The 17,878-nt window shown below is 70.7% G+C and carries 15 protein-coding genes; 3 read left to right on the forward strand and 12 right to left on the reverse strand.

The window, feature by feature from the left end; all coding sequences use genetic code 11:
* Positions 1-17: 17 nt before the first annotated feature.
* From KKZ08_RS02015 to KKZ08_RS02025, 3 genes are read right to left on the reverse strand one after another with little or no spacing between them, the layout of a single operon-like run.
* Positions 18-1,358, reverse strand: a complete 1,341-nt coding sequence (locus KKZ08_RS02015; RefSeq protein WP_223772761.1) for a sugar ABC transporter substrate-binding protein — start codon at positions 1,356-1,358, stop codon at positions 18-20.
* Between the two features lie 43 nt (positions 1,359-1,401).
* On the reverse strand, positions 1,402-2,340 hold the full coding sequence (locus tag KKZ08_RS02020) for a carbohydrate ABC transporter permease (protein ID WP_223772762.1): 939 nt from the start codon (positions 2,338-2,340) through the stop codon (positions 1,402-1,404).
* Between the two features lie 4 nt (positions 2,341-2,344).
* The gene (locus tag KKZ08_RS02025) at positions 2,345-3,271 is read right to left on the reverse strand and encodes a sugar ABC transporter permease (protein WP_223772763.1); all 927 of its coding nucleotides are present in this window, start codon (positions 3,269-3,271) and stop codon (positions 2,345-2,347) included.
* Between the two features lie 263 nt (positions 3,272-3,534).
* Here KKZ08_RS02025 and KKZ08_RS02030 point away from each other — a divergent pair, with 263 nt between their 5' ends.
* On the forward strand, positions 3,535-4,521 hold the full coding sequence (locus KKZ08_RS02030; protein ID WP_223772764.1) for a LacI family DNA-binding transcriptional regulator: 987 nt from the start codon (positions 3,535-3,537) through the stop codon (positions 4,519-4,521).
* A 28-nt stretch (positions 4,522-4,549) separates the two neighbouring features.
* Here the strand turns inward: KKZ08_RS02030 and KKZ08_RS02035 are convergent, their stop codons facing one another.
* The 7 genes from KKZ08_RS02035 to KKZ08_RS02065 form a co-directional block, all read right to left on the reverse strand.
* Entirely contained in the window at positions 4,550-5,398 is an 849-nt protein-coding gene (locus KKZ08_RS02035; protein WP_223772765.1) for a peptidoglycan recognition protein, read from the reverse strand.
* An 81-nt stretch (positions 5,399-5,479) separates the two neighbouring features.
* Complete coding sequence (locus tag KKZ08_RS02040) at positions 5,480-6,130, reverse strand: SGNH/GDSL hydrolase family protein (protein ID WP_223772766.1); 651 nt, start codon at positions 6,128-6,130, stop codon at positions 5,480-5,482.
* Positions 6,131-6,383: 253 nt separating this feature from the next.
* Positions 6,384-7,826 (reverse strand): polysaccharide lyase 6 family protein, encoded by a 1,443-nt coding sequence (locus KKZ08_RS02045; RefSeq protein WP_223772767.1) that lies wholly within the window; start codon positions 7,824-7,826, stop codon positions 6,384-6,386.
* Between the two features lie 49 nt (positions 7,827-7,875).
* Positions 7,876-9,165, reverse strand: a complete 1,290-nt coding sequence (locus tag KKZ08_RS02050; protein WP_223772768.1) for an alpha-L-fucosidase — start codon at positions 9,163-9,165, stop codon at positions 7,876-7,878.
* Positions 9,166-9,221: 56 nt separating this feature from the next.
* On the reverse strand, positions 9,222-10,088 hold the full coding sequence (locus KKZ08_RS02055) for a carbohydrate ABC transporter permease (protein WP_223772769.1): 867 nt from the start codon (positions 10,086-10,088) through the stop codon (positions 9,222-9,224).
* The gene (locus KKZ08_RS02060; RefSeq protein ID WP_223772770.1) at positions 10,085-11,065 is read right to left on the reverse strand and encodes a sugar ABC transporter permease; all 981 of its coding nucleotides are present in this window, start codon (positions 11,063-11,065) and stop codon (positions 10,085-10,087) included. Before KKZ08_RS02060 ends, KKZ08_RS02055 begins: the two co-directional genes overlap by 4 nt.
* Complete coding sequence (locus KKZ08_RS02065) at positions 11,062-12,390, reverse strand: sugar ABC transporter substrate-binding protein (protein ID WP_223772771.1); 1,329 nt, start codon at positions 12,388-12,390, stop codon at positions 11,062-11,064. The genes KKZ08_RS02060 and KKZ08_RS02065 overlap by 4 nt, the downstream gene beginning before the upstream one ends.
* Before the next feature lie 503 nt (positions 12,391-12,893).
* Between KKZ08_RS02065 and KKZ08_RS02070 the strand changes: the two genes are divergently transcribed.
* Positions 12,894-13,904 (forward strand): hydroxyacid dehydrogenase, encoded by a 1,011-nt coding sequence (locus tag KKZ08_RS02070; RefSeq protein WP_223772772.1) that lies wholly within the window; start codon positions 12,894-12,896, stop codon positions 13,902-13,904.
* Between the two features lie 192 nt (positions 13,905-14,096).
* Here KKZ08_RS02070 and KKZ08_RS02075 read toward each other — a convergent pair whose 3' ends face one another.
* On the reverse strand, positions 14,097-14,915 hold the full coding sequence (locus tag KKZ08_RS02075) for an NAD(P)H-binding protein (protein ID WP_223772773.1): 819 nt from the start codon (positions 14,913-14,915) through the stop codon (positions 14,097-14,099).
* Positions 14,916-15,020: 105 nt separating this feature from the next.
* Here KKZ08_RS02075 and KKZ08_RS02080 point away from each other — a divergent pair, with 105 nt between their 5' ends.
* A complete protein-coding gene (locus KKZ08_RS02080) occupies positions 15,021-15,443 on the forward strand; it encodes a helix-turn-helix domain-containing protein (protein ID WP_223772774.1) in 423 nt (140 codons plus the stop codon).
* Between the two features lie 205 nt (positions 15,444-15,648).
* Here the strand turns inward: KKZ08_RS02080 and KKZ08_RS02085 are convergent, their stop codons facing one another.
* Positions 15,649-17,868: an MMPL family transporter gene (locus tag KKZ08_RS02085; protein WP_223772775.1), complete on the reverse strand. Its 2,220-nt coding sequence runs from the start codon at positions 17,866-17,868 to the stop codon at positions 15,649-15,651.
* Positions 17,869-17,878 lie beyond the last annotated feature (10 nt).

Genomic DNA, 17,878 nt, shown 5'->3' on the forward strand with positions numbered 1-17,878 from the left:
CGGGGAGTTGCCGTCGGCTACTTCTCGACCGTGAAGCCCTGCTCGGTGCCGTACTCGACCGAGGCTTCCTGCCAGGACTCGATGCCCTTGGCCAGGGGCGTCCGGGAGACGTAGGCCTTGCCGACGGTGTCGTTGAAGATCGAGTTGGCGTAGACCTGGTAGGGCAGGTACTTCCAGTCGGCGGGGACGTTCGCCGCGGACTCGGCGAAGATCTTGTTGGCCTTCTGGCCGCCGAAGTACGGGAACTCCGTGTCCTGGAACGCCTTGGACTTGAGGTCCTTGGTGGTCGCCGGGAAGGCGCCGCCCTTGATGCGGGTCCGTACGCCGTCGCCGGAGTTGGCGTACTCGATGAAGGCGTAGGCGAGTTCCTTGTTCTTGCCGAGCGCGGGCAGCGCCAGGGAGCTGCCGCCGTTCTCTGCGCTCGCCCCGGCTCCCTTCGTCCACTGCGGCAGGGGCGCGACGCGCCAGTCGCCCGCGGCGCCCTTGACTCCGGAGGCGAAGTTGGCGGGCATCCACGCGCCGATGGGCAGGGTGGCGATGGTGCCGTCGCCGAGGCCCTTGTACCAGTCGTCGCTCCAGCCCACGACGGGCGCGACGAGCTTCTCGTCGATGAGCTTCTGCCACGTGTGGGTGTACTTCCTGGCGCCGGTGTCGGTGAAGTCGATGCCGACCTTGGTGCCGTCGACCTCGTACGGGCGCGAACCGGCCTGCCACAGGAGGCTGGTGGTCAGGCCCGCGTCCCCGACGTCGCTGGTGATGTACGCCTTGGGGTTCGCCTCGTGCAGTTTGCGGCCGGCTTCGACGTACTCGTCCCACGTCGTCGGCACGGCGATCTCGTACTTGTCGAAGACCTTCTTGTTGTAGAAGAGTGCCATGGGGCCGGAGTCCATGGGCAGGCCGTAGATGCCGTCGCCGGACTTCACGGAGTTCCACGGGCCCGGCGAGTAGGAGTCGCCGAGCTTGTCCGCGCCGAAGGGCGTCAGGTCGGTGACGGACTCCGTCAGGGCGTACTGGCCGAGTGCGTAGTACTCGATCTGGGCGACGTCGGGGACGCCCTTCTTCGCGGAGATGGCGTTCTGAAGGGCCTTGTACTGGTCGTTGTTGGTGCCCGCGTTGACCAGCTTGACGTCGACCTTCGGGTACTTCTTCTCGAAGTCGGCCTCAACCTGCTTGAGGGTGGGTTCCCACGCCCAGACCGTGACGGTGCCGCCCTTCTTGAGGGCGGCCTGGAGGTCGCCCGACCCCACCGGCTTCCGGCTTGAGTTGTCGTCGTCGGAGCCGCCGCAGGCACTCGCCCCGAGGACGAGGGCGCAGAGGAGACCTGTGCCGCGCAGCAGGCGGCGGGAGCGCTTGGGCATGGCGATGCTTCCACTTCTTGGGGGGCGTGCGGAAAAGGGAGGACTACTCCTTGACGCTTCCTGCGGCGAGGCCGGACTGCCAGTACTTCTGGAGCAGCAGGAAGGCCGCGATCAGCGGCACGATCGTCAGCAGGGAGCCGGTGATGACGAGGTTGAAGACGGCTTCGCCGCCGGCCGTGGACGCCTGTTTGTTCCAGGCGTCGAGGCCGAGGGTCAGCGGGTACCAGTCGGGGTCCTTCAGCATGATCAGCGGCAGGAAGTAGTTGTTCCAGGTCGCGACGGTGGTGAAGAGAAGCACGGTGACGGTGCCGGGCGCGAGCAGCGGCAGGGCGACCTGGAAGAAGGTGCGCAGCTCGCCGGCTCCGTCGATGCGGGCGGCCTCCATCAGTTCCTTCGGGATCGCCTCGGTCGCGAACACCCACATCAGGTAGAGGCCGAACGGCGAGATCAGGGAGGGCACGATGACGGCCCAGGGCGTGTCGGTCAGGCCCAGTTCGCTGAACATGAGGAACGTCGGGACCGCGAGCGCCGTGGTGGGCACCGCGACCGCCCCGATGACGACCGCGAACACGCCGCGTCTGCCGGGGAAGTCGAACTTGGCGAGCGCGTACCCGCCGAGGACCGCGAGGAAGGTGGCGCCGCCGGCGCCCAGCACCACGTACAGCAGGGTGTTGAGGAGCCAGCGGAGGAAGACGCCGTCCTGGTACGTGACGGTCTCGCGGATGTTGTCCCACAGTGCGAAGTCCCCGTCGACCCACAGCCCGAACGAGCCGGCGAGGCCCTCTTGCGTCTTGGTGGCGCTCAGCAGCAGCCACACGAGCGGTACGAGGCTGTAGAGCAGGACGACACCGGTGAGGACGGTCAGCAGGACGCTGCGCCCGGGGCGGCGCGTGGTGCGGCGGCTCTGGACGCGCAGCCGCGGGGCGACGGCGGGCCGCTTCGTCGTGGGCCGGGAGACGGGGGTGGTGCTCAGGCCGGTCATGGGCTCACGCTCCCTTGCGCATGCCGCGCAGCTGGACGGCATAGGCGACGACCATGGTGATCAGGCCCATGACGATGGCGACCGTCGCGGAGTAGTTGTGCTGCTGGCCGGAGAAGGACAGCGAGTACGTGTAGTAGTTGGGGGTGTAGTCGGTCGTGATCGCGTTGGGCGCGAGCTTCTGGAGGATGGCGGGCTCGTTGAAGAGCTGGAAGCTGCCGATGATCGAGAAGATGGTGGCGATGACCAGGGCGCCACGGATCGCCGGCAGCTTGATCGCCGCTATGACGCGCCACTGTCCGGCCCCGTCGATCTGTGCCGCCTCGTACAGGGAGTGCGGGATGACGCGGAGCGCGGAGTAGAAGATCAGCATGTTGTAGCCGACGAACTCCCAGGTGACGATGTTGCCGATCGAGGCGAGCACCAGGCCCGGGGAGAGCGGGTCGGGCAGGGAGACGCCGAGGGCGGCGTTGATGTCGCCGACGAGCCCGAAGCGGCTGCCGTACATGAAGCCCCACATCAGTGAGGCCACCACGGCCGGCACCGCGTAGGGCAGGAAGACCGAGATCCTGAAGAAGTCCTTGCCGTACAGGCGGCCGCTGTCCAGGGCCAGGGCGACCAGCAGGGCGATACCGAGCATGATCGGCACCTGGACCGCGAGGAAGAGCGAGACGCGCGCCAAGGCCGCCCAGAACTGTTCGTCCCGCAGGGCCTGTTGATAGTTGTCGAGGCCCACGAACGTGGTACCGCCGATGAGTTGCTCCCGGAAGAGGCTGAGATAGATGGAGTACGCGAGGGGCGCCAGGAAGACCAGGGCGAAGACGGTCACGAAGGGGCCGATGAACCCCCATCCCGCCCATGAGCGGCGGGAGCGCCGCGAGGGGGGCCGGGACGGACGCCGTCCTGCGGCCACCGGCGGTTGAAGCGTCGTCATGTCGTCGTTCCTCGCTCGTCCATCTCGGAACCGGCGTAGCCCACCACCGCGATGTTTACGTAAACATCGCGTTCCGAAGGGGACAGCCGAGTAGGACGCGGAGTGATATGTTTACGTAAACATCTGGTGGCGGCATGTCTACACCGCCCCGCTGACGGGGGTCAAGGGAGAGCGTGGAAGCAGCGGACAGCACCTCGACGCGGAGTGCGGCACGGGCGCGGGAGAGCGGCCGGCCCCCGACCGGCAGGCGCACGAGCGCTTCCATGGCGGATGTCGCCCGTCTCGCGGGCGTCTCCTCCCAGACCGTCTCCCGCGTCTCCAACGGCTACGCGGGCGTGACCGAGGAGACCCGGCACGAGGTCCTCGCCGCCATGAAGAAGCTCGGGTACCGGCCCAACAGCGCCGCCCGCGCCCTCAAGCGCGGCGAGTTCCGCACCATCGGCGTCATCACCTTCACGCTCTCCACCACCGGGAACGTCCGCACGCTGGAGGCGATCGCGACCTCGGCGGCCGAGGAGGGCTACGCCGTCACCCTGCTCCCGGTCGCCGTGCCCACCCAGGACGAGGTCCGCGGCGCGTTCTCCCGGCTCGGTGAACTCGCCGTCGACGCGGTCATCGTCATCATGGAGGTGCACCTGCTCGACGCGGCGACCATCGACCTGCCGCCGCACGTGCAGGTCGTCGTGGCGGACTCGGACGCCGGTGACCGCTACACCGTGGTCGACACCGACCAGGCCGGCGGGACCCGCGCCGCCGTACGGCACTTGCTCGGCCTCGGCCACCGCACGGTGTGGCACCTGGCGGGGCCCGAGGAGTCGTACGCCGCGCAGCGCCGCGCCGACGCCTGGCGGGCGGCGCTCGCCGAGGAGGGGCGCTTCGCACCGCCGCCGGTGCGGGGCGACTGGTCGGCGGAGTCCGGCTACCGCGCGGGCCTCCAGATCGCCGAACGGGACGACTGCACGGCGGTGTTCGCCGCCAACGACCAGATGGCGCTCGGTCTGCTGCGGGCCCTGCACGAGCGGGGTCGCAAGGTGCCGGACGACGTCAGCGTGATCGGCTTCGACGACATCCCCGAGTCGGGGTCGTTCCTGCCGCCCCTGACCACCGTCCACCAGGACTTCGCCGAGGTCGGGCGGCGCTGCGTGGCAGGAGTGCTGCGCCAGGTCCGGCAGGGCGAGGCCGAGCGCGGCACCACGCTGGTGCCCACGCGGCTGGTCCTGCGCGACAGTACGGCGGCGCCTGCCGGGTAGGGCGCCGCCCGCTGGACAGGCGGCCCGGCTAGCGTCCCTGGAGGCGGGCCGCCGCCTCCCTGATCGCGGGCAGCCGGGCGGTCAGCGCGGCGCCGGGGCAGTGCGTGGGGTAACCGTCCGTGTGGCCCGCGACCGCGGGGAGGACCGCGTCGGTGCCCTCGGGGAAGCGGCTCATGCTGTGGCTGGAGACCAGCAGCGCGGTGCCGCGCGGATCGATGCCCGCGAGGCCGAGCTTCCAGGCGGCCAGGGCCGCGAGGGCGTCGGCCATGGCCCCCGGCATCGGCGTCCCGGCGGTGAAGGTGCCGATCGCCGCGACGCCCGCCGAGCGCTGGTTGAACCCCTGCGTGTGCGCGCCGACCACCGGCCGTTCGGCGCCGCCCGCGCGCCCCTCGTACAGCGTGCCGCAGCGGTCCACCAGGAAGTTGTAGCCGATGTCGTCCCACTTCCGGCTGCCTGCCTGTCCCGCGTACAGCGAGCGGATGATGCGCGGCGCGTCGGCGCAGGCGTAGCGGTTCGGGGAGTCGGTGTGGTGGACGAAGAGCGCCTCGACCCGGTCGGCGTAGCGGGCGCGCGGCGGCTCGGGGGTGCCGGGGGCCAGCCAGGCCTCGCGCGGCACGATGCGGGGTCGCGCCGCCCGGAACTCCGTGGCCGCCCGGCGCGCCGGGATCGCGGCGGCGGGCATCACGGATCGGCGCCCGGAGACGACCGTCGGCGTGGACGCCCCGCCGTCACCGGCCGAGGCGGCGGACGTGGCGGGATCGATGCCCGCCGCGCACGCCAGCAGGAGCGCGAGGGCCGCCGTGCCCGGTATCCAGCACAGCACGACGCGCACGGCGCTGGGGACGCGGTGCGCGGCGGGCGCGGGGAAGGCACGCATGGCACGACGCTCCCCCGGGACCGGCGCGGGCGCCCCTCGGGATACGCCACATGGGGGAACGGGCGACCGGGCCCGGGTGGCTCACGCCGAGGCGGCGGGGCGGTCGGACGGGGGCAGCACGGCGGTGAGCCACGCCCCGGCGAGCAGCTCGTGCCCGAGCACGCTCGGATGGACCCCGTCGGGGGCCAGCGCCGCCGCCCCGTGCTTCTCGGCCGCGCGGGCCATGACCAGGTCCGCGCGCACCACCGTCGCCTCGTTGGCACGCGCCGCGCGCAGGACCGCTTCGGTGCGGGGGGCCAAGTCCTCGTGCCAGCGCTGCTGGTGCGGGCCGGCCGGGAGCAGGAAGGGGGTGATGACGACGAGGCGGGCGGCGAGCTTCTGCGCGGTGTACGCGAGGAGGCGGTCGAGGCACGCCTCGAACCGGGCGACGGGGCTGGCCAGTCCCCGGTCGTAGCGCCGCCAGGTGTCGTTGATGCCGATCTTGACCGTGACGAGGGTGGGCCGCGGGGCGATGACGTCGGTGGCCCAGCGGGCTTCGAGGTCGTATACGCGGTTGCCGTTGAGGCCCTTGTTGATGACGGCGGCGGGTGCGGCACCCGCTCGGGCGCGCAGGGCTCGCGCGATCCGGTCGACGTAGCCGTCACCGAGCGAGGTGCCGTCCGCGCGGTCGCGGCCCGCGTCGGTGATGGAGTCGCCGATGAACAGGAGTCTGTCGGCTGCCGTGACGTGCATGTCCTCTTCCTTGGTGTTCCTTGGTGTTCCTTGGCGTTCCTTGCGCGCTCCGCCAGCGTGGAGGCGGTGGTGTCCGTGAGGGTGCCCGTGTGGAATTCCAGGACGAGGACGCCGCCCGCCCACACCCGCACCCGCGGCGCTCCGAGGAGCACCGCGGCGCGGGCGAGCGCGGGGAATGCGCCGTGTCACCGGGACCGGTTCCGGAGGGTGACGGAGCACAGGCCCGCTCTTCTCGTCGTCGGGGCGCCCGCGCTCATGAGGCGTTCGGGCCCACGTCCGCCGCCGTGAGGGGGCGGCGCAGCGGTGCCGCCGTCGTGTACTCGTCGGCGCCGATGTCCCGTGCGCTGCCGCGCGGGTGGCCGTCGATGTCGTCGGTGACGGCCGGACTCGTCAGCGTCGCCTTGCCGATCGCCGGGCTGCCCGCCGTCAGCCGGGAGATCCCGTCGGCGTCCTGGCGCAGGCCGGGGTCGCGCCGGCTGTAGCCGCCCGCGGGGATGTTCCCGTCGGCGGCCGCGCCCCAGAGCATGTTGCCCTGCCAGGTGAAGCCGGTGGTCGCGCCCATGTCGACCAGCTTGCCGGAGTCGCTCACCAGCAGGTTGTCGGCGACGACGACCTGCTGCGGCTCGTAGGTCCTGGACTCGCCGAGGAGCGTCTCGGCGTTGCGCACCAGGGTGTTGTGGACGATCACCGCGCGGTCGCAGGCGTCGTTGCCGCGCCGCTCCTCCGCGCTCTCGCCGCTGTGGTGGTCGCGGGTGCTGCCGCTGCCGATCACCAGGGCCCGGCCGGTCAGGCCCGCCAGGTAGTTGTTGACGATGAGGTGATCGTTGCCGTAGACGCGCAGGCCGTCCTTGCCGTCGAGCAGGTAGTTGCTCTCCACGCGGGTGCGGTTGCCGTGGCGCAGGACGATGCCGCCGGCGCTGTCGCGGATCGTGTTGTACCGGACGGTGTTGTCCGAGGACTTCACGGAGATGGCCTCGGGGTCTCCGTCGCAGCGTTCGAAGAGGTTGTACTCCACGGTGGCGTGGGCGGCGGACAGGGCCCGGGGGCTGACGCCGAGCCGGATCGGTTCTCCTCCGTTGTCTCCGGCGAAGGTGTGGTCGGAGAAGTGGTTCCTGAGGATGTGCACGCGCTGGGCCATGGCCGTGCCGCCCGCGCCTTCGACGCAGAGGTAGACGCCGAGCGTGCTCTTGCCGTGGAAGTGGTTGCGGTCGACCTTGGTGTCGTCGGCGCGCACCATCACCCAGTGCAGGCCCTCGACGTCGGCGAGCTGGAAGTCGTTGCGGGTGAGGCGGATCCGCGAGCAGGTCGCCGGGATCTCCAGGGTCGTGCTCTGGCGGAACGAGAAGCCGGTGACGGTGATGTTGCTCGACTTGTCGAAGACGAAGCCGCGCTCGCCGCGGAGTACGACGCCGCCTCGGGACGCGGCGGTGATGGTGATGGGCGCGGTCTGGGTGCCGTTCTTGCCCGAGATCTTGACGGAGCTGCCGGACGGCACGGTGTAGGTGCCGTCGGCCAGGACGATCCGCGCGCCGGGTGCCGCGCCGTCGATCGCCTTCTGGAGGTCGTTCAGGGAGCGAGCCGTCGCCGTGACGGCCGGCTCGGCCTGCGCTGCGCCGGCCGTGCGCGGGGCGCCGAGCGGCACGGCGGCGAGCGCCGCTCCGAGGGCCGTGCCGGTGAGGAACGTGCGGCGTTGCATGATGCCTCCGTGGGGGGGTCGGGTTCGGGGGTCGGGGCGGTACGTGATGTCAGCTGTCCGCCGGGGTGTCGAGGAACAGCTCGATGACGGGGACGGGGGTGTCGGGGCGCCGGACGGGGAGCTGGAGGGTGAGCGTTCCGGCGGGCTGGCCGCCCACCTCGGTGTTGAGCGCGGGCCGGCCGGGGGCGAGTTCGACGCGGGTGATCTCGGACGCGTCGTTGAGGAGCTGGGCGTAGCGCACCCGGCCTGCGAGGCCCGGCAGGTGCAGGTGGCGCAGCGGCCAGGAGAAGAGGTGGAGGTAGAGCCGGTCGCCGCGCCGGGTGTAGCGGCAGTCGGCGGGGGCGGTGAAGGACGAGGGGCCGCAGCCTCGGATCGACCGCTCGTGCAGGTCCGTCCACCGGCCCAGCTCGCCGAGGACGGCGACGTCGCGCGGGTCGAGGTCGCCGCGGCCGGTGGGGCCGACGTTGAGCAGGAGGTTGCCGCCCTTGGAGACGCCGTCGACGAGCATGCGGATCAACAGGTCGGCGCTCTTGTGGTCGAGGTTGTCGCGGTCGTAGCCCCAGCTTCCGTTGAGCGTCTGGCACGCCTCCCAGACCACGGGCCGGCCCTCGTCGTCGTACATCGGGCCGGCGGGCTGGTACTGCTCGGGGGTGACGAAGTCGCCGGGGAGGCCGGTGCGGTCGTTGACGAGAATGTGCGGCTGGAGTCCGCGGACCGTCTCCAGCAGCGTCGGCGCGTCCCAGTCGTCGGCGCCCTTGCCGCCCCACCAGTGGCGTCCGGCGTAGGAGAAGTCGAAGAAGAGGTAGTCGACGCGTCCGAAGCGCGTCAACAACTCCCTTACCTGGCCGTGCAGATAGCGCCGGTAGTCGCGGATGTCCCGGTCCGCGGCGGCGGCCTTGAACTCCGCGTCGTCGCGCTGCGGGTGGGTGCCGTCCACGGGGAAGGAGGGGTGGTGCCAGTCGATGAGGGAGTAGTAGAAGCCGACCTTGAGTCCCTCGGCGCGGCACGCCTCGACGAAGGGTGCGACGAGGTCGCGGCCGCAGGGCGTGTTGGTCGCCTTGTAGTCGGTGAGGTCGCTGTCCCAGAGGCAGAAGCCGTCGTGGTGCTTGGTGGTCAGTACGACGTACCGCATGCCGGCGGCCTTGGCGGTCCTCGCCCACCGGATGGGGTCGTAGCGGTCGGGGTCGAAGTGGTCGAAGTAGACCTGGTACTGCTCGTCGGTGAGCTTCTCGCGGTTCTTGACCCACTCGTGGCGGGCGGCGAGGGAGTACAGGCCCCAGTGGACGAACATCCCGAACCGGTCGTGGGTGAACCAGGTCGTGTCAGCGCTCTGCGTCACGGGAGGGGGGTCCTTTCGAGGTGGCGCCGCGTGGATCTCGTACGGCCGTGCCGCGTTCAGCCCTTGAGGGCGCCGGACGACAGGCCGTGCACGAAGGAGCGCTGGAAGAAGAGGAAGACGATCACGGAGGGGAGAAGTGCCAGCAGGGAGGCCGCGAGGACCACGCCCGGGGTGACGTCGGGGTCGATGCGCAGGGTGCGCAGCGCCAGCGGCAGGGTGTAGGACGAGGAGTCGGTGGCGACGAGGAGCGGCAGCAGGTACTGGTCCCAGATCATCGTGAAACCGAAGACCCCGATGACGCCCAGCGCCGGTTTGCACATCGGCAGGATGATCTGGGCGAAGATACGCAGGTCACCGGCGCCGTCGATGCGGGCGGCCTCTTCGAGTTCCTTGGGTACGTCCTTCATGAACTCGGTCATCACCAGGATGGAGAACCCCCAGGCGCCGAGGGGGACGATCATGCCGGCGAGGGTGCCGATGAGGTTGAAGTGGACGACCGGCAGATCGGCGAGGATCAGGGACAGCGGGAGGGCGAGGATCTCCTCGGGCAGCATCAGGGTCGCCAGGATCGCGACGAGGACCAGCGTCATGCCGGGGAAGACCTTGCGGGCCAGCGCGTACCCGGCCAGGACGGAGACGGCCACTTGGAGCAGCAGGCCGAAGCCGACGACGAAGAAGGAGTTCAGCAGGTACGCGAGCACGCCCTGGTCGAAGGCGATCCTGAAGTTGTCCAGAGTGGCGGCCGAGGGGATGACGCTCAGCTGGGTGGGGTCCTTGACCTTGCTGAAGGCGCTGACCAGCAGGGCGAGCAGCGGTCCGGCGAAGACGACGAGGACCAGCAGGTACGTGAGGGCCTTCAGGAGCCGCCCGCCGGGGCTCCTGCTCTCGGTCAGGCCGAGCGCGGTCTCGGTGGGGGCGTTCATTTGCTCTCCCTGCGGCGCACCAGGTGGACGGCGATCGTGAGGATCAGCGTCATGAGGAACAGCAGGACGGCTCCCGCCGCTCCGACGCCGAGCCGGTTCTGTTCGAGGCCCAGCTTGTAGATCAGGGTCATCACGACCTCGGTGGAGCCGTCGGGGCCGCCGTTGGTGAGCAGGAACACCTCGGTGAACACCCGCAGTCCGCGGATCGCGGCGAGGATGAAGAGGATCGAGAACACTGACCGCAGCCCGGGCACCGTCACGTGCCGCACGCGCTGGAACCGGGAGGCGCCGTCGACCTTCGCGGCCTCGTACAGCCCCCGGTCCACGCTCGCGAGTCCGGCGAGGAAGATCATCATGTCGTAGGGAGCGCCCCGCCAGATGCCGGTGACCATGATGGAGACGAGCGAGGAGTCGGGGTCGTTGATGAACCCCGAGGGGCCGAACCCCACCAGTCCGAGGAGGGAGTTGACCATGCCGTCCTCGGTCGGGTGGTACATGATGCGCCACAGTTCGGCGACGACGGCGATGGGCACGACGACCGGCAGGAACGCGGCGGAGCGCACGAATCCCAGGCGGCGGCCCTGGCCCTCCATGAGCAGGGCGAGCGCCAGGCCGAGGAGCATGGAGCCGGCGGTCTGCCCGGCGGCGAGGACGACGGTGTGCCAGGCGGCGTCGCGGAAGCCGTCGGAGCCGAGGACGGTGGCGTAGTTCTCGGTGCCGACCCACCGGTTCCCGAGGTAGGGCTGGACCTCCTGGAAGGACATGGTCAGCGCGTTGGCCATGGGGATGAACTTGAAGTACAAAAAGAGGAGCAGCGCCGGTGCCAGGAACAGCCAGGGCGTCCACCACCGGCCGGCCCGACGGTCGCGTCGGCGGTGGCCTGCCGCGGCCCCGTCGGCCCCGTCGGCCCCCCGTCCCGCGGCGCGGTGGGCGCGCCGCTCGGGGAGCGGGGCCCGCTTCACCTGGTCGAGGCTCATGACGCGGCGATTCCCTGTTCCTCGAGGATGTCGGCGAGCTTCTTGTCGAGGTCGCGGAGTTCACCGCGGGTGTCCAGGTCGCAGTCGGCCATCAGCGCGTTGACGGTCTCCGCGGTGGTCTGCCGCACGGCGGACCAGTTCGGGATGGAGGGGGCGTAGCGTCCGGAGGAGCGGTAGACCTCGGCGTAGGTCTTCCAGCGGGGGTCGGGGCGGACCTCGGAGATGTCGACCGTCTTGTTGACGGGCAGTTGCACGGTGAAGCCGGTCTCTCCGCGCATCCCGGTCCGCTGGCCCTCGGCGGAGACGGCGAAGTCGGCGAAGGCGTCCTGGCCCGCCTGGTTCTCGGAGCCCGCCATCAGGTAGATCGTGCCGCCCTCGGCGAGCACGGTCGCGTCCTTCGGGCCCTTGGGCATCGGGACGACCTCGTACTTGTCCTTGCCGAGCACCTCGTCGAAGCGGGGCAGCAGGTAGGGGCCGACGGCGAACATGCCGGTGCGTCCCGACTCGAAGGTCTCGTTGGTGGGCGGGGTGTCCATGGTGACCGCGCCCGGCTGGATGGCCTTGTCCTCGCAGCCGAGGTCGCGGAACCACTGCACTGCCTTCACCGACTTCTCGGTGGTCATGGCGGGCTCGTACGTGCCGTCCCCGGCCTCGGTGATGAAGTCGCCGCCCGCGGCCCAGAGGAAGTTGGAGAAGTACCAGGAGGCGTAACCGCGTTTGGTGGAGAGCGGGGCGGCGAGGCCGAAGGTGTTCTTCTTGCCGTCGCCGTCGGGGTCCTCGGTGGTGAAGGCCTCGGCCATCGCCGTGAAGTCGTCCCAGTTCCGGGGGGTGTCGAGCCTCAGTTTCTCCCGCCAGTCCTTGCGGATGAGCAGCGCGGTGGCCTGCGCCGAGTAGGGCAGGCCGAACTGCTTGCCGTCCAGGCTCTTTCCGGAGCCGAGCCCCTGGGCGATGAGCTGCTTGCTGTGCTTGATCTTGTCGAGGTCGATCTCGCGGAGCAGGCCCTGCTCGTGCATGGCGCCGAGTTGGGTCACGTCGTTCATGACGATGTCGGGGAGGTCCCGCTGCGCGGCCCGCTGCTGAAGCTTCGTCTCGAAGTCGTCGAAGATGGCGGTGACCTCGACCTTGTGGCCGGTGGCCTTCTCGAAGGCGGCGGCGAGCGCGAGCGTGCCCTTCTCCCCCGGGCCGCCGGGGGTGGTCCTGGTCCACAACTGGAGCGTCGCCTTGGAGTCCTGCTCGACGTCCGCTCCCGCGGGGCCTGATGTACAGCTGGTGAGGATCAGTGCCGATGCGAGGAAACCCGCACCGATCCACCGCGATCTCCGCATCACAACTCCCGTTTCGCCGCATCACGGTTGGCTCTGGTAAGCGCTTGCCGGGGACGGTAACGGGCTGTAAATCCCAGGGTCAATACTCCGATGAATACAAAATTTTTCCTGGCGAGCCGGAAGGACCGACGCACACTTCCCTGTGCACCCCTCCCCCACGCGCCGCACCCGCCGAAGGGGCGCCAATACGCGCGACCCGTCTTCCTGGACACGGTTCTGGCTGTACAGGGCAGTGATCGCCCGCGTTCACGTGGATCGCGTACGATGCCGCCGCCCCGCCGGGCCAAGATCGGTCGACGGCAACTCCCCACCCCTTGCGGCTTCTTCAGTCATCCGATGTATGGTCCACTGCGGACGGTTCGTCCGAAATTTCGGACAGGCCGCGCCAAGCTTCGACATCCAGCCGGACTTTTCCGCACACACCCGATCGGCGCCCGGCCGCGGGCCATACCGCTGACAGGGCGTCAGCGGTGTCAGCACAGCAGCCGAGGAGAGGAATCGACATGGCCGAGACGGCACCCCGAGCCACCGCACTGCTCGTCATGGAGGAGGCACGCAGGCCGGACGTCTATCCGCCCGAGGTACTCGCCGGCATCGACCGGCTCGTGGACCGGCAGGGCCCGCCCCTCACCAGGGAGCGACTCGACGACCACCCCGAGGCGCTGCGCCGTGCCGAGATCCTGCTCACCGGCTGGGGCGCTCCCGTCCTCGACGAGGCCTTCCTCGCCCGGGCGCCCGCGCTGCGCGCCGTGCTCATCGCGGCGGGCTCCGTGCGGCACGTGACCACGCCCGCCTTCTGGGCGCGCGGCATCCCTATCGTCTCCGCGGCGGCGGCCAACGCGATCCCGGTGGCGGAATTCGCTCTCGCGCAGATCCTCCTCGGACTGAAGCAGGTGCACCGCGTCAGCCGCGAAGCGGCAGTCGGCCGCCGGTTCCCGCGCGACGTCGAGGTCCCGGGCGCCTACCGCTCACGCGTGGGGCTGCTGGGGCTCGGCCACATCGGGCGGCTCGTCGCGGCGCACCTCGGCCGCTTCGACGTCGAGGTCCTCGCCACCGATCCCCTCACCGGCGCGGACACCGCCCGGGAGATGGGCGTACGGCTCGTCGGCATCGAGGAGCTCTTCGCCACCTCCCACGTGGTCAGCCTCCACGCGCCGCTCCTGCCGGAGACGCGCGGCGCGGTCGGGGCGCGGCTGCTGAACTCCCTGGCGCCGGGCGCGACGCTGGTCAACACGGCCCGGGGCGCGCTCATCGACGAGGAGGCGCTGACGGAGGTCCTGCGGGCCAGGCAGGACCTGACCGCCGTCCTGGATGTCACGCACCCGGAGCCACCGGCGCCCGATTCACCACTGTTCACGCTCCCCAACGTCGTCCTGACCCCCCACGTGGCCGGCGCCCTGGGCGCCGAATGCCACCGCCTCGGACACCTCGTACGCGACGAACTGGAACGTTTCCTGGGGGGCCGCCCCCTCCAGCACGCCATCGATCCGGGCCGGGCGGCGTCCTTGGCGTGAGGGGCGGCCCCGTCCCCGGCTCCGCGCTTACGCCCCCGGGCGGATGGACGCGGCACCGGCCTCGGCCCTGTACCGGGCCCCGGCCGCGGGGACGTGGGGCCCACGGCCCCGCAGCGCATCCCGGGCGGATGGTCCCGGCTCCACCCTCACTCCCAACACACCGCCCCCCACCGACCAAACCCCACCCCAACCTCAACCCCGTACCGCCCTCACATACGCCTCGATCGCCGGACGCGGCTCGCGGCCGAGCAAGGGGTGCAGGTCGTTACGGCCGATCGACGTGCCGTCCAGGAAGCCTGCGGTGATCGCCGCGTACGTGCTCAGCAGCATCGGCACCTGGAAGGGCAGGGCCTGGCCCGCCTCGATGACGGCGGTGCGGGTGGCGGCCAGGGTGTCCGGTTCGTAGGAGCCGCCGAGGGCCGCGGCCAAGTCGGCGCCGCCCAGGGGGCGTTCGCCGACCAGTTCATAGGTACGGCCCACATGCTCGGCGGGGGCGAGCGCGACGCGTGCCGCGACCTCCGCGAGGTCCTCACGGGCCACGGCGGCCAGACGGCCGCTCCCCAGTGGCGCGGCGATCGTGCCGTCGGGGCCGGGCGCGGCGACGGCGGCGAGGAACTCCGCGTACAGGCCGTTGCGCAGCACCGTCCACTCCAGCGAGGAGGCGCGCAGTCTGCGCTCGGTCCAACGATGGGCCAGCGCGTAGGTGAGGTGGTCGCCGTCGCCGCTGAGGCTGGTGTAGACGAGGTGGCGCACGCCCGCCTTCTCGGCGGCGGATATCGCGGCGTCGTGACGGGCGATGACGACGTCGTCCTCGGCAGCCCCCGCGGAGATCATCAGGAGGGTGTCGACACCGGAGAAGTCCAGCGACGCCGGGTCGTCGAAGTCGATGCGGCGCTCGCCGGGCGCCGGGGCCCGGGTACCGACGACGAGATCATCACGGCCGACGGCGCGGGCGAGGCGGGCGGTGACGAGCTTGCCGAGGGCACCCGTGGCGCCGGTGATCATGAGCATGGGATGGTTCCCCCGTCGAGAGTGGTTCCTCTTGGTGGAGCCGCTGGTCAGCGGCCCGGGACCATCTTCATCGGCGGCAACCCGGCCGCGTAAGGAGGCACTTGAATGTCAGCAGGGCACACCGCGGTAACCACTCCCGCGGCCGGGGAGCCGGTGATCACCTGCGAGACGCCGCAGGACGAGTGCGGGGTCCGGGACGTCCTCGACCGGCTCGGTGACAAATGGTCGGTGTACGTGGTCGTCGAACTCGCCGCGGGCGTCCTGCGGTTCAAGGAGCTGCAGCGCAGGATCCACGGCGGCATCTCGCAGCGGATGCTCACCGTCACGGTGCGCCGCCTGGAGCGTGACGGCCTGGTGAAGCGCACCGTGTATCCGACGATCCCGCCCCAGGTCGAGTACGAGCTGACCGAGATGGGCCACAGCTTCACGCACCTCGTCAAGGCGCTCGCCGACTGGTCCATCGACCACCGGCCCGCCATCGCCGCCGCCCGCGCCGACTACGACTCGGCGCAGGGGGACGACGTCTGACGCGCCGAAGCCGGGCAGAAAACCGTGCGGCCGACAGAGCCGTGCCTGCCGGAATTCCCGTGCGGACCGGAAAACGACCGTGCGGGCCGGAAAAGACCGAGCGGGCCGGAAAGACCGAGCGGGCCGGAAAGACCGAGCGGGCCGGTCGGGACGCTCCCCCGAAGGGGACGCCCCGACCGGCCCGCTCGGCGCGAACCGCCGCGTGTCACCTGCCGACAGGCTGAAGCTCCCGGTCGGTCTCGGCCTCGGGCGAGGCCGTGTCGCCGAGGGCCTTGTGCAGCTTCTCGCCCTCCACGTCGACGTTCGGCAGCGCCTTGTCCAGCCAGCGCGGCAGCCACCAGGCGGACTTGCCGAGCAGCGCGAGCACGGCGGGGACGATCGCCATGCGGACGACGAACGCGTCGAACAGGACGGCGACGGCCAGACCGAAGCCCATCATCTTGATCATGTCGTCGTTCTCCATGATGAAGCCGGAGAAGACGCTGATCATGATGATCGCGGCCGCGGCCACGACCCGTCCGCCGTGGGTGAAGCCGGTCACGACCGACTCGCCGGGGCTCGCCCCGTGGACGTACGCCTCCCGCATCCGGGTCACGAGGAAGACCTCGTAGTCCATCGCGAGACCGAAGACCACGCCGATCATGAAGATCGGCATCATGCTCATGATCGGGCCCGGCTGGTCGACGCCCACGATGTCCGCGAGCCAGCCCCACTGGAAGACGGCGACGACTGCGCCGAGCGCGGCGGCCACCGAGAGCAGGAAGCCGAGCGCGGCCTTGAGCGGGACCAGGATCGAACGGAAGACCAGCATCAGCAGCAGGAACGCGAGGCCGACGACCAGGCCCAGGTAGGGCAGGAGCGCGTCGTCCAGGGTCTGCGAGAAGTCGATGGTCATCGCGGTCTGGCCGGTGACCAGGATCTCGGAGCCGGTGTCGGGCCCGATGTCCTGGGCGCTGGAACGGATCGACTTGACCAGTTCCTCGGTCTCGTGATCGCTCGGCCCCGTCTCGGGGACGATGTTCATGATCGCGGTGTTGTCGGCCTTGTTGGGCGTGGGGGGTGTCACGGCGGCCACGCCGTCGACCTCGGCGAGCTTGTCGCCGACGGTCTTGGCGGCGTCGGCGGCCCCGGAGTCCTTGCTGACGGTGACCATCAGCGGGCCGTTGAAGCCCGCGCCGAAGGACTCGGACAGCATGTCGTACGCCTTGCGCTGGGTGCTGTCCGGCGCGGCCGTGCCCTCGTCGGGCAGGCCGAGTTCGAGGCTGGCGGCCGGGACCGCCACCGCACCGAGGCCGACGACCGCGACGAGCAGCACGGCGAGCGGGCGGCGCAGCACGAAGCGGGCCCAGCGGGTGCCGAGCTTGGGCTTGGCGTTCGGGTCCTGGAGTTCGCTGGTGGACTTCTTGCGGTCCTTGCGGCGCAGCACCTTGCGGCCGGCGAAGCCGAGCAGCGCGGGGATCATGGTGAGCGCGATGAGGACGGCGACGACCACGGTGCCCGCCGCGGCCAGGCCCATCTTGGTGAGGATCGGGATGTTGACGACGGCGAGGCCGGAGAGGGCGACGACGACGGTGAGTCCGGCGAACACCACGGCGGAGCCCGCGGTTCCGGTGGCGCGGCCCGCCGCGTCCTCGGGGGTGCGGCCCTCGGCTATCTCCGCGCGGAAGCGGGAGACGATGAAGAGGGCGTAGTCGATGCCGACGGCGAGGCCGATCATCATCGCAAGCGTGGTGGTCGTGGCGGAGAGGTCGAGGACGCTGCCGAGCGCGCCGATGCTCAGCGTGCCGATGCCGACGCCGATGATCGCGGTGAGCAGCGGCATGCCCGCGGCGACCAGCGAGCCGAAGGTGAGGATCAGGACGACGGCGGAGATCGCGATGCCGATGAGTTCGGCGCTGCCGCCCATCTCCTGCTCGGCCATGACGGCGTCGCCGCCGGTCTCGACGGTCAGGCCCGCGTCACGGGTCTGGTCGGTGGCCTTGGTGAGGGCGTCACGCGACTTGTCGGTGAGCTCGGGGGCGGGGACCTTGTACGTCACCGAGGTGTAGGCCGTGGTGCCGTCCTTGCTGACGGTCTTCGCCTTGTACGGGTCTTCCACGCCCGCCACCTGCGAGCCCTTGCCGATGGCCGCGACCATCTTCGCGACCTCGGCCTTCGAGTCGGCGGAGGTGATCTTCTCGCCCTTGGGGGCACGTATGACGACGCGGGCGCTCGCGCCGTCGGCGCCGGAGTCGGGGAAGCGCTTCTCCAGGACGTCGAAGGCCTTCTGCGACTCGGTCCCCGGCATGGAGAAGGAGTCCTCGGGCGGTGCGGGAGCGGTCGAGGCAGCGACGCCCGCACCGACGAGGAGCGCCACCCAGAGCAGCGCCACATAACGGCGTCGCCGGAAGGCGAGGCGGCCTAGTTTGTACAGGAACGTAGCCACGGCGAAAGGG

This window comes from Streptomyces sp. 135 (genome assembly GCF_020026305.1).
Lineage (GTDB): Bacteria > Actinomycetota > Actinomycetes > Streptomycetales > Streptomycetaceae > Streptomyces.

Bases quoted from the DNA above. Each gene is read 5' to 3' on its own strand.
- KKZ08_RS02080 (WP_223772774.1), top strand. From the start codon at position 15,021: ATGTCAGCAGGGCACACCGCGGTAACCACTCCCGCGGCCGGGGAGCCG.
- KKZ08_RS02025 (WP_223772763.1), bottom strand. From the start codon at position 3,271: ATGACGACGCTTCAACCGCCGGTGGCCGCAGGACGGCGTCCGTCCCGG.
- KKZ08_RS02040 (WP_223772766.1), bottom strand. From the start codon at position 6,130: ATGCACGTCACGGCAGCCGACAGACTCCTGTTCATCGGCGACTCCATC.
- KKZ08_RS02045 (WP_223772767.1), bottom strand. From the start codon at position 7,826: ATGCAACGCCGCACGTTCCTCACCGGCACGGCCCTCGGAGCGGCGCTC.
- KKZ08_RS02055 (WP_223772769.1), bottom strand. From the start codon at position 10,088: ATGAACGCCCCCACCGAGACCGCGCTCGGCCTGACCGAGAGCAGGAGC.
- KKZ08_RS02030 (WP_223772764.1), top strand. From the start codon at position 3,535: ATGGCGGATGTCGCCCGTCTCGCGGGCGTCTCCTCCCAGACCGTCTCC.
- KKZ08_RS02020 (WP_223772762.1), bottom strand. From the start codon at position 2,340: ATGACCGGCCTGAGCACCACCCCCGTCTCCCGGCCCACGACGAAGCGG.
- KKZ08_RS02035 (WP_223772765.1), bottom strand. From the start codon at position 5,398: ATGCGTGCCTTCCCCGCGCCCGCCGCGCACCGCGTCCCCAGCGCCGTG.
- KKZ08_RS02075 (WP_223772773.1), bottom strand. From the start codon at position 14,915: ATGCTCATGATCACCGGCGCCACGGGTGCCCTCGGCAAGCTCGTCACC.
- KKZ08_RS02015 (WP_223772761.1), bottom strand. From the start codon at position 1,358: ATGCCCAAGCGCTCCCGCCGCCTGCTGCGCGGCACAGGTCTCCTCTGC.
- KKZ08_RS02070 (WP_223772772.1), top strand. From the start codon at position 12,894: ATGGCCGAGACGGCACCCCGAGCCACCGCACTGCTCGTCATGGAGGAG.
- KKZ08_RS02060 (WP_223772770.1), bottom strand. From the start codon at position 11,065: ATGAGCCTCGACCAGGTGAAGCGGGCCCCGCTCCCCGAGCGGCGCGCC.
- KKZ08_RS02065 (WP_223772771.1), bottom strand. From the start codon at position 12,390: ATGCGGAGATCGCGGTGGATCGGTGCGGGTTTCCTCGCATCGGCACTG.